The sequence below is a fragment of the Thermodesulfobacteriota bacterium genome (assembly GCA_039028315.1).
Classification (GTDB): Bacteria; Desulfobacterota_D; UBA1144; order Nemesobacterales; family UBA2774; genus CR02bin9.
This window is the reverse complement of sequence record JBCCIH010000032.1, coordinates 1-14,690: the sequence shown is the minus strand read 5'-3', so window position 1 is coordinate 14,690 and position 14,690 is coordinate 1. Positions and strand designations below refer to the sequence as shown.

Sequence of the window (14,690 nt, the reverse complement as noted above, 5' to 3'; positions counted from 1 at the left end):
TCAGTACTCTCACGTGACTATCCTGTGATTATGGCAATAGCAACAATTTCGGCAGTGCTCACTCTTATAGGAATACTTATTGCTGATCTTGTATATGTTCTTGTAGATCCCAGAATCAGTTTTGAGGCTAAGAAATGAGCGAAACAACGAGCACTGGATACTGGGGATCAGTTTGGAAGAAGTTAAAGAAAGACAAGCTTTCAATGGTTGCGCTGAGTGTGGTTATCCTTCTTTTTGGAATTGCGGTTTTCCAAGACTTTCTAGCCGGCAATAAACCAATCGTGCTCAAGTACCAAAATGAATACTATTTCCCAGTCCTATTTAGATACAGTGAGTTCTTTGGAACAGATTTTAAACAGCTTGATAAAAACCTAGGGGAGGGCGATTTTGCAATCTTCCCTCCTGTTAGATATAGCCCGACAGAAAACGATCTGCTTTCAGTCCTTACGCCACCCTCAAAAGAGCATCTATTTGGAACTGATGATAGAGGAAGAGATGTGCTAAGCCGTATGATCCACGGCGCTAGAATTTCTCTATCTATAGGATTTGTAGCAGTAGGTATTGCTGCGTTTATTGGAATTATATTGGGCGCTATTGCAGGTTTTTACGGGGGAACCATAGATTTTATAGTCTCTAGGCTGTTTGAAGTCATGATGACATTTCCTGTGTTCTTTTTAATATTGACTATTTTAGCTTTCAGAGACCCCAGCATTTATAACATAATGATAGTGATAGGGGCCACAAGCTGGACAGGAATAGCAAGATTAGTTAGGGGACAGTTCCTACAGCTTAGAAAATTTGATTACGTGGACGCCGCTGTGGCTTTAGGCGGAAACGATTGGCGAGTGATGATGAAGCATATGCTACCAAACTCGCTTGCACCTGTGTTGGTAGACATATCATTTGGTGTTGCAGGAGCCATACTTGTTGAATCGGGACTTAGTTTCTTAGGTTTTGGAGTCCCGCCACCAGAGCCCAGCTGGGGAGATATACTTTCTCAGTCTCAGCGCTATGTAGATTTCGCCTGGTGGCTTGTCCTATTTCCCGGTGCGGCTATATTTGTAACTGTGACCTCATTTAATCTTTTAGGAGAAGGATTTAGAAACGCAATTGACCCAAAATTTTTGGGAAGTGAATAAAAGAAAATGGAAAACGCTCTTGAAATTAAGGACATAAGAATCTCATTTGCCTCTGAGGGAAAGAAAGTAGAGGTAGTTGGCGGGGTATCTATAAATGTGCCCAAGGGAAAAATAATAGGCGTCGTAGGAGAGAGCGGCTGCGGCAAAACGGTGACAGCGCTGTCAGCAATGAGATTAATACCAGAGCCTCCCGGAAGTATTGATACCGGAGAGATCATGTTTGACGGAGCAAATATTCTTGATTACTCAGACCGTGATATGAGATCGATCAGAGGAAATAGGATATCTATGATATTCCAAGAGCCGATAAGCTCCTTAAACCCTGTTTTCACCGTGGGCGATCAAATAGGAGAGGCGCTCAGAACACACCTTAATCTATCAAGAAAAGAAGAATATGAGAGGGTAATCGAACTCCTTAAGCTGGTGGGAATACCAGCCCCCGAGAGAAGAATAAGCAATTACCCGCATGAGCTTAGCGGAGGAATGTCTCAAAGGGTTATGATTGCAATGGCACTTGCCTGCAACCCTGAAGTGCTGATAGCAGATGAGCCGACTACAGCTCTAGATGTGACTATTCAGGCGGGGATTTTAGAGCTCATAGACGAACTAAGAGTAAAAATGGGAATGGCGGTACTACTGATAACTCACGACCTTGGAATAATTGCAGAAGTAGCTGATGAAGTATATGTAATGTATGCGGGAAAAGTTGTGGAGCATGGAAAAACACAAGATATATTTAAAGAGCCTCACCATCCTTATACAGTAGGGCTTTTAAATTCAGTCCCCGATCTTCATGAAAACAAAGAGATGCTAAATGCCATACCCGGAGTTGTACCGAGCCCTGAGAATTTTCCGTTAGGATGCAGATTTGCCGAGCGCTGCCCGCTTGTGATTGATAAATGCAAATCAGATGAGCCACCTCTTGAAATAGTACATGGAAATCACTCAGCAGCATGCTGGAGAACAAATGAGGTAAAAATAGAGAGCTGACATGGCTGATATGAAAGAACTAATCAAAATCGAAGGACTCAAGAAATATTTCCCCATAAAATCGGGGATATTATCTAGAGTAACAAATTATGTAAAAGCAGTGGATGGCATTGACCTTTCAATAGGAGAAGGCCAGACCATAGGGCTTGTCGGCGAGAGCGGGTGCGGAAAAACAACGCTTGGCAAAACCATTCTTAAACTCCTTGAACCAAGTGATGGGGAGATTCTCTTTGAGAACAATGACATTACCAACTTAACCCCCTCAGCAATGCGGCCTTTTAGACGGGAAATGCAGATTGTATTCCAAGACCCCTACGGTTCACTTAACCCAAGAATGAAAGTAGAGAGCATAATATCCGAAGGACTAACAATACATAACGTCGCCTCTGGAGAACAAAGACGGGATTTAGTAAAAGAGCTTATGATCACCGTTGGTCTTAGAGAGGATGCCCTTACAAGATATCCTCATGAGTTTAGCGGTGGGCAGCGTCAGCGTATTGCAATTGCAAGGGCTCTAGCTCTTAAGCCGAAGTTTATAGTCTGCGATGAGCCTATATCGGCACTTGATGTTTCAGTTCAGGCACAGATTATAAACTTGTTCATAGAACTGCAAGAAAAGTTTAAGCTGACTTATCTGTTTATTTCACATGACCTTAGGGTAGTTAGGCATATTAGTGATAAAGTGGCTGTTATGTATTTAGGTAAGATAGTTGAAATATCCCCAAGCAAAGAACTCTATAAAAACCCGCTACATCCATATACAAAAATATTAATCTCCTCGGTGCCAATTGCGGACCCTAGCAGAAAAAGAGAGCCAACAGTGCTTAAAGGTGATGTTCCAAGCCCTATAAACCCTCCATCCGGCTGCAGTTTTCATCCCAGATGCCCAATTGCAGTGGACAAATGCAAAACCTATGAACCTGAGCTCAGAGATGTAGGCAATGGTCATTTCGTATCCTGTCATTTGGTTTAATAAATAGCAGTACTTGCAAATGAGCAATCTTGTATTATTATTTAAAGCCAATAATTTTCTTTGACAGTCAGATGATATCAACACACGCAACTCTACTCCGTGTTTCTGACATAACGGAGAGTGGAGTACATATTGAAGCAGTTGAGGAGCCTGAGTGGCTGACAAATCTTCCTGAGCTTTGGTCTGAGGGTGATGAGATTCAGCTTATATCAAAAATTGGTATAGATTTAAAGGTAAATAGGGTACTTAAAGAAATAACGGTTATTGGTAATATAAGCCTTTCTATTCAGTCTCCATGTTCAAGATGCGTAGAACCTGTTAAAATAGAACTAAACCCTAATGTGAGTTTAGTTCTTTCACCTGCTGATAAGATTCATGAAGAAGATGACCTTGAGCATGAAACTTATCAGGGTGACGAAATAGATTTGAGTAATTATTTAAGAGAACAGGTTGCAATTGCACTGCCTGTCAAAGTAGTTTGCAGTGAAGAATGTAAAGGATTATGTGGTAAATGCGGAATAAATTTAAATTCTGAGGTCTGCAATTGCGAGCAGCAGGAGATAGATCCCAGGTTTGCAATACTAAAAGATCTTAAAATTTGAGAACAAATATTTGAGAATAAATAAGGGAGATTAAAAAAATGGCACTTCCCAAGAGAAGACACTCTAGGTCCAGATCCAGAAAAAGAAGAACCCACTATAAATTAGTTAAACCGGGTTTATCAACTTGCCCTAACTGCGGTGAGTACCAACCCCCACACAGGGCATGCCCGAGCTGCGGTTTCTACAAAGGAAGGACATTCATTAAAGAGAGTCAAGAATTTGAAGTAGAGTCATAATTATTTCTATTTCTTTCAAGGATAACAATATATGATTGCTTTTGTGTTCCCCGGTCAGGGTTCCCAGTATGTGGGAATGGGAAAAGAGCTATATGATGAGTTCAGTATAGCCAAAGAGACATTTCAAGAAGCTAACGATACCCTCGGGTTTGATTTATCCGGGTTATGTTTCGAAGGAGAGCAGAGTGAGCTGTCACTGACGGCAAATGCTCAGCCAGCTCTTTTGACTACAAGTATAGCCTGCCTTAGAGTCTTGCAAAACGAGACTGATTTCAGTGCTGACTTTGTCGCAGGACATAGCTTAGGCGAGTATTCGGCGCTTGTTGCAAATGGAGCTATTAAATTATCGGACGGTGTTCATACTGTAAGAAAACGCGGTGAATTTATGCAGGAAGCTGTACCGGTAGGAATGGGAGCGATGGCAGCGGTGCTTGGTCTTGAAAAAGAACAAGTTGAAAATATATGTGATCAAGTCTCTAAAAATGGCATGATTGCAAGCCCTGCAAACCTAAACGCACCTGGTCAAATTGTTATATCAGGAAACAAAGAAGCAATAGAACAAGCTGCTGAAATAGCTAAGTCCGAAGGCGCTAAAAGGGTGGTGCCCTTAGATGTAAGCGCACCTTTCCACTGCGCGCTAATGAAGCCAGCAGCAGATAAACTCTCAGAGGTACTTGATCAAATAGATGTAGGTGAAATGAGCGCTTCGTTAGTTGCAAATTGCACAGCATCAGTTACAAATGATTCTAGTAAAGTTAAAGAGCTTCTTATAAGTCAGGTTACAAGCCCCGTCAGATGGTTTGAATCTGTCAGTGTGTTAAAACAAGAAGGATGTGACAATTTTATCGAAATAGGACCTAAAAATGTCCTATCAGGATTAATAAAAAGAACGCTTTCTGACGTTACTGTTAACAATTTTGAGAAGATATCACAACTGGAGTCGATGAAAAATGCATAATCTTAAAGGCAAAGTGGCATTGGTAACTGGTGGTTCAAGAGGTATCGGCAAATCAATTGCAAAAAGGCTTGCGGCAGATGGAGCAAATGTGATAATTAATTACACTCAGAATGACGCAGCAGCAAACGAAACAAAAAAAGAAATTGAGGATGCTGGAGGTACTGCAGAAATAGTAAAGTTCGATGTATCTGACTTTGATGCTGTACATGAGGCTGTTGATAAAATAATTGAAAATCACCAAGGTCTTCATATACTGATTAATAACGCTGGAATAACCCAAGATACACTTCTTATGAGAATGAAAGAAGAGGATTGGGACAATGTTATGTCAATAAATTTAAAAGGGATCTTTAATTGTACTAAGGCTGTTACCCGCAATATGCTAAAACAACGTGAGGGGCGCATTGTGAATCTTACATCAGTAGTCGGTGAGATGGGTAATGCCGGCCAGACAAACTATGCAGCATCTAAAGCGGGAATAATTGGTTTTACAAAAGCATGCGCTAGGGAAATGGCCCCACGAGGCATCACTGTCAACGCTGTCAGCCCTGGATTTATCCAGACTGATATTACAGATGAATTAACAGAGGAATTAAAAAAAGATTATATTTCTAGAATACCAATGAATAGATTTGGTACTACTGAAGACGTTGCAGGTGCAGTAGCTTTTTTAACATCTGATGACGCTTCTTATATCACTGGTGAAGTATTTAGAATCAACGGTGGAATTTATACATAAAAATTAAGGAGGTATTTATCATGGCTCAGGAACAAGAAATTCTAGCTAAAGTTAAGGAAATGGTCGCAGGACAGCTTGGAAAATCAGAGGATGAGATCACGCCTGAATCTTCATTCATCGAGGATCTAGGAGCAGATTCTCTAGACCTAGTAGAATTAATTATGTCTATGGAAGATGAGTTCGGACTAGAGATCTCAGACGAGGATGCAGAGTCGATCATTACAGTTCAAGATGCAATTAACTTTATCGTGGAGCGCAAAAAGTAATGAACCGTAGGATAGCAGTAACTGGCATTGGCCTTTTAACACCCTTGGGGATTGGTAATAAAGAAACCTGGGACGGCATTCTAAGCGGAAAATCCGGGATTAGATTAATTGATAGATTTGACACCTCTGATCATAAAACAAAGATCGGTGGAGAGGTACTGGATTTTAATGCTGAGGATTATATGAATCCCAAAGAAGCCCGAAGACTAGATAGGTTTATACAATACGCAATGGCTAGCACCAAGTTTGCAATGGAAGACGCCGGACTAGAAATCACAGATGAACTCTCGCCAAGAGCAGGAACAATGATTGGGACAGGTATTGGAGGTATGGATACATTTAGAGAGGCCGTGATATCACTGGAAGCAAGAGGACCAGGCCGTCTTTCACCTTTTGTAATTCCAAACATCATCACCAACCTAGCTTCAGGTCAGGTTTCAATAGCCTTTAATACAAAGGGACCAAATTGCTCAACAACAACCGCATGCGCGGCTAGTGCGCACGCTATTGGTTATGCTCTTATGAACATAAAACGAGGCGAGGCGGACATTATGATTGCCGGAGGTACTGAAGCTCCTATTAACCCGCTTAGTTACGGCGGCTTTAACGCAATGAGAGCTCTTTCCACTAATAATGAAGACCCCATGGGGGCTTCCCGTCCATTTGATAAGGATAGAGACGGATTTATTATTGGTGAAGGCTCTGGGATTCTAATATTGGAAGAAATGGAGTTCGCCAAGAAAAGAGGCGCAAGGATCTATGCGGAGCTACTCGGATTTGGAATGAGCGGGGACGCAAGCCACATTACAGCACCATCACTAGATGGACCGGTAAGATGTATGCAGGACGCTATTAAAGAAGCTCAGATAAATCCTGAAGAAATTGACTATATAAACGCTCATGGAACCTCAACTCAGCTAAATGACGCAAATGAAACTAAGGCAATCAAAGAAATACTAGGAGATGCAGCCTACGACACCCCCGTAAGCTCAACAAAATCAATGACAGGGCATTTACTAGGCGCTGCGGGTGGCTTGGAGGCCGCGCTTAGTGTTTTAGCTATACATGAAGGCGTATTGCCGCCAACAATTAATTACACGACACCTGATCCGGACTGCGATCTGGACTATGTTCCTAATGAAGCTAGAGATGCTCAAATTAAAACGGTGCTAAGTAACTCATTTGGATTTGGCGGCACTAATGGAACATTGATATTTAGAAAGGTTAGCTAAAGCTTTTACGGACTGTCGGACACTTTTCCTGCTTAATATTAATGATATAGCAAAATATCACTGCATAAATCTTGATTTGTGCTGATTTAACTGTAGAATAACCCTGACTCTCGGATCCATCCATTTCATCTGGAAATTTTTATCAAGGAGATTTGTTATGAGTGAGATTAACAACAAATTGAATGCACTTTCTACGCTTAATACATCCTCTGGCGATGTTAAATACTATTCTTTAAAAACTATTTCAGAGCAATTTGGCGGAGACTTATCTAAGCTGCCCGTATCGATCAGAATACTACTTGAAAACGTTGTTAGAAATTATGATGGGAGCGTCGTAAACGATACACATGTAAAAGCGCTTGCAAATTGGAGCCCAATTGATAATAAAAACCAGGAAATCCCTTACAATCCGGCAAGAGTTATACTGCAGGATTTTACAGGTGTGCCGTGCGTAGTTGATTTAGCCGCAATGAGATCTGTTGTTAACAAACTCGGAGGAGATCCAGAGAAAATTAATCCTATTGTGCCGGTTGACCTCGTGATTGACCATTCAGTTCAAGTTGATTATTTCGGAAACGACAAAGCGTTTACGATGAATGTAGAACGCGAGTACGAGAGAAACGGCGAGCGATATGCATTTTTGCGCTGGGCACAAAAAGCGTTTGATAACTTTAGAGTTGTACCACCAGGAACAGGAATTGTGCACCAGGTAAATCTTGAGTGCCTGGCTAGTGTAGTATCTACTAAAGAGGTCGGAGGGGAGAAAGTAGCTTTCCCAGATACTCTTGTAGGAACAGACTCACACACAACAATGATAAACGGCCTTAGCGTACTTGGCTGGGGAGTAGGAGGTATTGAGGCTGAAGCTTCTATGTTGGGCCAGCCGCTATATATGCTGATCCCTGACGTAATTGGTTTTAAACTCCACGGTGAACTAGCACAGGGAGTTACCGCAACCGATCTTGTACTTACAGTAACTGAAATGCTAAGGAAAAAAGGCGTTGTTGGTAAGTTCGTCGAGTTTTATGGACCAGGACTTAGTCAGCTAGCTCTATCAGATAAGGCCACAATTGCAAACATGGCCCCTGAATACGGAGCTACTATGGGATTTTTCCCAGTCGATGCAGAGACACTTAACTATCTTAGAGTCACTGGAAGAGAAGATGTAGTTGAACTAGTAGAAGCATATACAAAAGAGCAGGGGATATTCAGAACTGACGAAACACCTGATCCCTCATACACGGATACTCTTGAGCTTGATATCTCAACTGTTGAACCTTCAATGGCAGGACCAAGCAGACCTCAGGACAGGGTATCTCTAAAAGAACTAAAAGAATCATTTGAATATTCACTCAAAGAAAAAACAGGAAACGGTGCAGACCTAGATAAGAGGGTGGGAGTTCAGCTAAACGGAGATTCAACTGAATTAGGAAACGGCTCAGTTACAATTGCTGCTATTACTAGCTGCACAAACACCTCAAACCCTTCAGTTATGGTTGCCTCTGGACTTGTGGCTAAAAAAGCTGTTGAGAAAGGTCTTACTGTAGACCCGAGTGTAAAGACAAGTCTTGCGCCGGGATCAAGAGTGGTAACTGACTATTTAGATGCAGCAGGCTTAACAGATGACCTAGACAAACTAGGGTTTGACCTAGTCGGCTACGGCTGTACAACATGCATAGGAAATTCTGGACCTCTTGCTCAGCCTATAGAAGAATCAATTAAAGAAAATGATCTGACAGTTGCAGCAGTGCTAAGCGGAAACAGAAACTTTGAAGGTAGGGTACACCCGTTTGTAAAATTCTCTTATCTTGCCTCACCGCCATTAGTTGTAGCATTTGCACTCGCAGGCACAGTTGATATCGACATTTACAAAGAACCTATTGGAACAGGTTCAGATGGAGAGCCAGTGTTCTTACAAGATATATGGCCGACACAGGATGAAATAAAACAAACTGTATCCAGCGTTCTAAATCCAGAAATATTTAAAGCTCAGTACTCACAAGTTTTTGAAGGTGATGAGACATGGAAATCTCTAGATACCCCGGAAGGAAACTTGTACGACTGGACTGATGAATCTACATATATAAGAGAGCCAAACTTTTTTGATGACTTTTCACTCAATCTCCCAGAAACTGGTGATATCAAAGACGCTCACACGCTGGCATTATTAGGACACTCCATTACAACAGACCATATATCGCCAGCGGGTTCAATCCCAAAAGATGGACCGGCAGGTAAGTACTTGGTATCCAAAGGAGTTGAGCAGCGCCAGTTTAACAGTTTTGGCTCAAGAAGAGGAAACCATGAAGTTATGGTAAGGGGATCATTTGCGAATATCAGAATTAGGAATCTCATGGTCGAAGGCTCTGAGGGAGGAGTAACAAAGCATGTTCCCACAGATGAAGAGCTTGCAATATATGACGCATCAATGAGATATCAGCAGGAGGGAGTTCCGCTCATTGTGATTGGCGGAAAAGAGTACGGAACAGGAAGCTCAAGGGACTGGGCAGCCAAAGGCACGCTGCTCCTAGGAGTAAAAGCAGTTATCGCTGAGAGTTTTGAGAGAATCCACAGAAGTAACCTAGTTGGAATGGGTGTTCTACCTCTACAATTTAAACAAGGCGAGAGCGCCGAGACATTAGGGCTTACCGGATATGAAAAATTTGATATAGAAGGCATTGATGACGGACTGTCTGCAGGAAAGGAAATGTTAGTAAGAGTTATGCCTCCTGAGGGACAAGATTTCACATTTACAGCTACTTGCCGCCTAGATAGTCCGGTTGAGGTTGATTACTACAAAAACGGCGGCATTTTACAGACTGTGCTCAGACAAATGATGCAGAGCTAAGCGTATTTAGAATTTTTTTAGTGAGAATTGCCGTAATTATTTGAAATTTGTTTTAATTTGTTTATATTTTGTGTCCAAAAATAGAGATAAATAAAGAGGAGTTTATATAATGTCATCACAGGGTACCAAAATCCAGATTGATAAAGAGAATGACCGTATTATCGTTCCAAACGACCCAATAATACCATTTATAGAAGGAGACGGCATAGGCCCTGATATTTGGCATGCATCGCAAATCGTGTTCGACGCCGCTGTTGAGAAATGCTATGGTGGTGAGAGGAAGATAGTATGGCACGAAGTGCTAACCGGGGAAAAAGCGTTTGAGGCAACAGGGGAATGGCTTCCAGATCAAACCATTGAAGATATTAAAGAATACACAGTAGCAATTAAAGGACCGCTTACAACGCCTGTCGGCGGAGGTATTCGCAGTCTTAACGTAGCACTAAGACAGATTCTAGACCTCTATGCGTGCGTTAGACCTGTCAGATATATAAAAGGCACCCCGTCACCAGTTAAAAGGCCAGAAGACATGAATATGGTCATATTCAGAGAGAACACAGAGGACGTGTACTCAGGAATTGAATGGGAAAGCGGAACTAAAGAAGCGTATGAAATAAGAAAATACTTAGTTGAAAAATATGGTGTTAACATAAGAGAGCACTCTGGAATAGGAATTAAACCTATTAGCCCTCTCGGAACTAAAAGACTCGTAAAGAAAGCAATCAAACATGCTATTCAAAAAGATCTTGATAGCGTTACTCTTGTTCATAAAGGAAATATTATGAAATACACAGAGGGTGCATTTAGAGATTGGGGCTATGATTTATCAAAAGAAGAATTCCATGACTCCACATTAACAGAGGACGATCTTTGGGATAAATATGATGGCAAAAAACCTGATGGGCAAGTGGTCATCAAAGATAGAATTGCAGACAATATGCTGCAGCAAATTCTTACCAGAACAAGAGATTATCAGGTAATAGCAACTCCGAACCTAAACGGAGACTACTTATCGGATGCTTGCGCTGCACAAGTTGGAGGCCTTGGAATGGCCCCTGGCGGTAACATCGGAGACTATATGGCTCTATTTGAAGCCACACACGGCACAGCTCCTAAATATGCTGGTCAAGACAAGGTAAACCCTGGTTCAGTAATCCTCTCAGGCGTGATGATGTTTGAGTATCTCGGATGGGATGAAGCAGGCGAGCTTATAATTAAAGCAATGGAAAAAACAATTTTAGATAAAACTGTCACATATGATTTAGAGCGCCAGTTGGACGGTGCAAAACTGCTTAAGTGCTCAGAGTTTGGAGAAGCCATAGCAGAGAATATGGACAAGGTTTAAAAAAGCATTGGATGGGGTATTAAAACCTCTGTATTAACAAAGAAAAAATAAAGGAGTAGTTAGATGGCTAGACCAAAAATTTCAGTTATTGGCGCCGGGAATGTAGGCGCTTCAACAGCATTAATGCTGGCTCAAATGGAGCTAGGCGACATAGTACTAGTTGATATCGTAGAGGGCATGCCGCAAGGAAAGGCGCTTGATATGATGGAAATGAATCCGGTATATGGATATGACGCAAATATTACAGGAACAAATGGATATGAAGATACAGCTGGATCAGATATTGTAGTTATTACATCAGGTATCCCACGTAAGCCTGGAATGAGCAGGGATGATCTTATTGCAACAAACACTAAAGTTGTTAAACAAGTTACTGAAAACGTAGCAAAACACTCACCAAATGCAATATTAATTCTTGTTACAAATCCTCTTGATGCTATGGTTTATGTTGCTCATAAGATTAGCGGATTCCCAAGAGAAAGAGTAATGGGAATGGCCGGAGTTTTAGACTCAGCTAGGTTCAGGGCTTTCATCGGAATGGAACTAGGCGTGTCAGTTGAAAACATTAACGCCTTTGTTCTAGGCGGACACGGAGACGACATGGTACCTCTTGGAAGGTTCACCACTGTTGCAGGTGTGCCGGTAACTGAGCTAATTCCAGCTGAAAGACTTGAAGAAATTATCCAGAGAACTAGAGGCGGAGGCGGAGAGATCGTAAAGCTTCTTAAAACAGGAAGCGCTTTCTACGCACCTGCTATTTCAGCAGTAGAGATGGTTGAAGCAATTCTAAAAGATAAGAAAAAGATTCTTCCATGCTGCATATTGGCGCAGGGAGAATACGGAGTTCAAGATACATTTGTTGGGCTTCCGGTTAAATTAGGCACTGCTGGAATTGAAGAAGTATTTCAAATTGATTTAAGCGATTCGGAAACTAAAGAGCTTCACGTTTCAGCAAGCCATGTTAAAGAGCTCTGCGAAGAGATTGAGGGCATGGGTATTCTTTAAATTTCAGGTAAGCTAATAATATGTAAATAAATAATATTTAGGCTAGGTTAAGGGAGAAATTACAATGGCAAATGGGACTGCACAAAGTTCAATTACGCTAAGAAGCGATGCATGGTGGATTCAACCACTTATAACTGCAGCGGTTCTAGGTTCATTTGGTTTATACTCTACATGGAGAGCATTTTCAAATGTTGATTTTTTAGTGCAGCCATATTTATCTCCTTTTTATTCGCCGTATCTTCTTACATCTTGGTGGCCGCTTTCACCAGCGCTCTTGATTCTTTGGGCGCCGCTTGGTTTTAGAGCTACCTGTTACTATTATAGAAAAGCTTATTACCGCTCCTTCTTTATGGCTCCTCCGGGATGTGCTGTTAAACCCCTAGGCAAAGAAGGATCCTACCAGGGCGAGGTTAGCTTTCCATTTATAATTCAAAATATTCACCGCTATTTTTTCTACGCAGCAGGAGTAATTCTGTTTTTCCTTTGGGTTGATGCTTTTCATGCCCTATGGTTTGCAGATGGGTTTGGAATTGGTGTTGGAACAATTGTGCTTTTCGTGAATGTATTTCTTCTAACAATGTATTCACTATCATGTCATTCTTTCCGCCACTTAGTAGGCGGCAGGTTAGATGTGTTCTCAAAATGCCCAACCCGATTTAGACTCTGGGAAAAAGTAAGCGGATGGAACGAAAACCACATGCTATGGGCGTGGGTCAGCTTATTTAGCGTAGCGCTTGCTGATCTTTACATTTTCTTACTTGCAAAAGGTGTAATCACAGATATAAGGATAATATAATGGAAAAGTTTGAAACACATGTACATGACGTAATTGTTATAGGAGCAGGTGGGGCAGGTCTAAGAGCTGCGATTGAAGCCTCAGCACAAGGAGCATCAGTTGGCCTAGTGTGCAAATCACTATTAGGAAAAGCCCACACTGTTATGGCTGAGGGCGGTGTTGCAGCAGCGCTTGCAAACGTTGACTCAAAAGACGACTGGAAAACTCACTTCCACGACACAATGCACGGTGGAAAACTCCTGAACAACTGGCGCATGGCTCAGATCCATGCTCAAGAAGCTCCAGACAGAGTCAGAGAGCTTGAGCACTGGGGAGCACTGTTTGATAGAACAAAAGAAGGAAATATCAACCAAAGAGCTTTTGGCGGACACACATGGAAAAGACTAGCTCATGTTGGTGATCGCACTGGGCTTGAGATGATCCGAACACTTCAGGATAAAGGAATACATACCGGTATTGATGTTTATATGGAAGCTACCATTACTCATCTTCTAAAGGACGGAGAGCGCGTATCCGGCGCTTTTGGATACTGGAGAGAAAGCGGAAGATTTGTACTATTTAAAGCTAAAGCAATAATTCTTGCCACTGGCGGAATTGGAAAATCATACAAAGTTACATCTAACTCCTGGGAATATACAGGTGATGGACATGCTCTTGCCTACGAAGCAGGTGCAGACCTTATAGATATGGAATTTGTTCAGTTCCACCCAACTGGAATGGTTTGGCCCCCAAGCGTAAAAGGTATTCTGGTGACAGAGGCTGTTAGGGGCGAGGGTGGAATACTAACAAACAGAGAAGGCGAGAGATTTATGGAAAAATACGACCCTGAAAGAATGGAGTTATCTACCAGGGACGTAGTGGCTAGATCTATTTATACCGAAGTTCTTGAGGGCAGAGGATCACCACACGGAGGCGCTTTCTTAAACATCTCGCACAGAGGGGCAGAATACGTTAAAAAGAAACTCCCTAGTATGTACCATCAGTTTAAAGAGTTTGCAGAGATAGATATAACAAAGGAACCAATGGAAGTATTCCCAACCACTCACTATGTTATGGGAGGAGTTAGAGTTGACGCTGACAGTGCCGGGACTACTGTTCCAGGACTATTTGCAGCAGGCGAGGTTGCCGGAGGTATGCACGGCGCAAACCGCTTAGGAGGAAATTCCCTTTCTGACCTTCTCGTGTTTGGAAGAAGGGCCGGTCTAGGAGCAGCACAGTACGCAAATGAGCTAACCGACAATGCCGTTAACATTGACGATGTTGAAATCAAAAAAGCTACAGATGAAATGCTTGAGCCTTATAGCAATGAACAAGGCGAGAACCCATACACAATCCATCATGCCCTTCAGGATATCATGGGTGAGTTTGTAGGTGTTTTCCGTACTAAAGAAAAGCTCCACGAAGGAATAGAAGAAATTGGAGTACTAAAAGAAAGAGCACAAGTATTAAAGATTGAGGGAACCAGGATGTACAACCCCGGATGGCATCTTTGCAAAGACCTAAAATCAATGCTCATAGTATCAGAGGCAATAGCCAGATGCGCTCACCAAAGAGAAGAGAG

Annotated in this window: 15 protein-coding genes; all 15 read left to right on the top strand. The window is 42.0% G+C overall.

All coding sequences use genetic code 11. From position 1 onward, the window contains the following. Positions 1 to 138, top strand: a 138-nt coding sequence (locus tag AAF462_03550) for a diguanylate cyclase (protein ID MEM7008187.1), incomplete at its 5' end; no start/stop codon positions are given. Beyond that, a complete protein-coding gene (locus AAF462_03545) occupies positions 135 to 1,139 on the top strand; it encodes an ABC transporter permease (protein MEM7008186.1) in 1,005 nt (334 codons plus the stop codon). The genes AAF462_03550 and AAF462_03545, both read left to right, overlap by 4 nt. 6 nt (positions 1,140 to 1,145) lie before the next feature. Next, a complete protein-coding gene (locus tag AAF462_03540; GenBank protein MEM7008185.1) occupies positions 1,146 to 2,129 on the top strand; it encodes an ABC transporter ATP-binding protein in 984 nt (327 codons plus the stop codon). A gap of 1 nt (position 2,130) precedes the next feature. Continuing rightward, positions 2,131 to 3,102 (top strand): dipeptide ABC transporter ATP-binding protein, encoded by a 972-nt coding sequence (locus AAF462_03535; protein MEM7008184.1) that lies wholly within the window; start codon positions 2,131 to 2,133, stop codon positions 3,100 to 3,102. 71 nt (positions 3,103 to 3,173) lie between these two features. Beyond that, positions 3,174 to 3,704 (top strand): DUF177 domain-containing protein, encoded by a 531-nt coding sequence (locus AAF462_03530; GenBank protein ID MEM7008183.1) that lies wholly within the window; start codon positions 3,174 to 3,176, stop codon positions 3,702 to 3,704. Between the two features lie 38 nt (positions 3,705 to 3,742). After that, complete coding sequence (gene rpmF, locus AAF462_03525; protein MEM7008182.1) at positions 3,743 to 3,940, top strand: 50S ribosomal protein L32; 198 nt, start codon at positions 3,743 to 3,745, stop codon at positions 3,938 to 3,940. A 31-nt stretch (positions 3,941 to 3,971) separates the two neighbouring features. Continuing rightward, on the top strand, positions 3,972 to 4,898 hold the full coding sequence (fabD, locus tag AAF462_03520; protein ID MEM7008181.1) for an ACP S-malonyltransferase: 927 nt from the start codon (positions 3,972 to 3,974) through the stop codon (positions 4,896 to 4,898). Continuing rightward, positions 4,891 to 5,637 (top strand): 3-oxoacyl-[acyl-carrier-protein] reductase, encoded by a 747-nt coding sequence (gene fabG, locus AAF462_03515; GenBank protein MEM7008180.1) that lies wholly within the window; start codon positions 4,891 to 4,893, stop codon positions 5,635 to 5,637. The genes fabD and fabG overlap by 8 nt, the downstream gene beginning before the upstream one ends. Before the next feature lie 20 nt (positions 5,638 to 5,657). After that, positions 5,658 to 5,903, top strand: a complete 246-nt coding sequence (gene acpP, locus AAF462_03510) for an acyl carrier protein (protein ID MEM7008179.1) — start codon at positions 5,658 to 5,660, stop codon at positions 5,901 to 5,903. Next, positions 5,903 to 7,135 (top strand): beta-ketoacyl-ACP synthase II, encoded by a 1,233-nt coding sequence (gene fabF / locus AAF462_03505; GenBank protein ID MEM7008178.1) that lies wholly within the window; start codon positions 5,903 to 5,905, stop codon positions 7,133 to 7,135. Before acpP ends, fabF begins: the two co-directional genes overlap by 1 nt. A gap of 157 nt (positions 7,136 to 7,292) precedes the next feature. Then, entirely contained in the window at positions 7,293 to 9,983 is a 2,691-nt protein-coding gene (acnA, locus tag AAF462_03500) for an aconitate hydratase AcnA (GenBank protein MEM7008177.1), read from the top strand. 109 nt (positions 9,984 to 10,092) lie between these two features. Further along, positions 10,093 to 11,328: an isocitrate dehydrogenase (NADP(+)) gene (gene icd, locus AAF462_03495; protein ID MEM7008176.1), complete on the top strand. Its 1,236-nt coding sequence runs from the start codon at positions 10,093 to 10,095 to the stop codon at positions 11,326 to 11,328. A 63-nt stretch (positions 11,329 to 11,391) separates the two neighbouring features. Then, positions 11,392 to 12,333, top strand: a complete 942-nt coding sequence (gene mdh, locus AAF462_03490; protein MEM7008175.1) for a malate dehydrogenase — start codon at positions 11,392 to 11,394, stop codon at positions 12,331 to 12,333. Between the two features lie 64 nt (positions 12,334 to 12,397). After that, positions 12,398 to 13,129, top strand: coding sequence for a succinate dehydrogenase (locus AAF462_03485; protein MEM7008174.1), 732 nt, complete (start codon positions 12,398 to 12,400; stop codon positions 13,127 to 13,129). Next, on the top strand, positions 13,129 to 14,690 hold a 1,562-nt coding region (locus tag AAF462_03480), incomplete at its 3' end, for an FAD-binding protein (protein MEM7008173.1). The genes AAF462_03485 and AAF462_03480, both read left to right, overlap by 1 nt.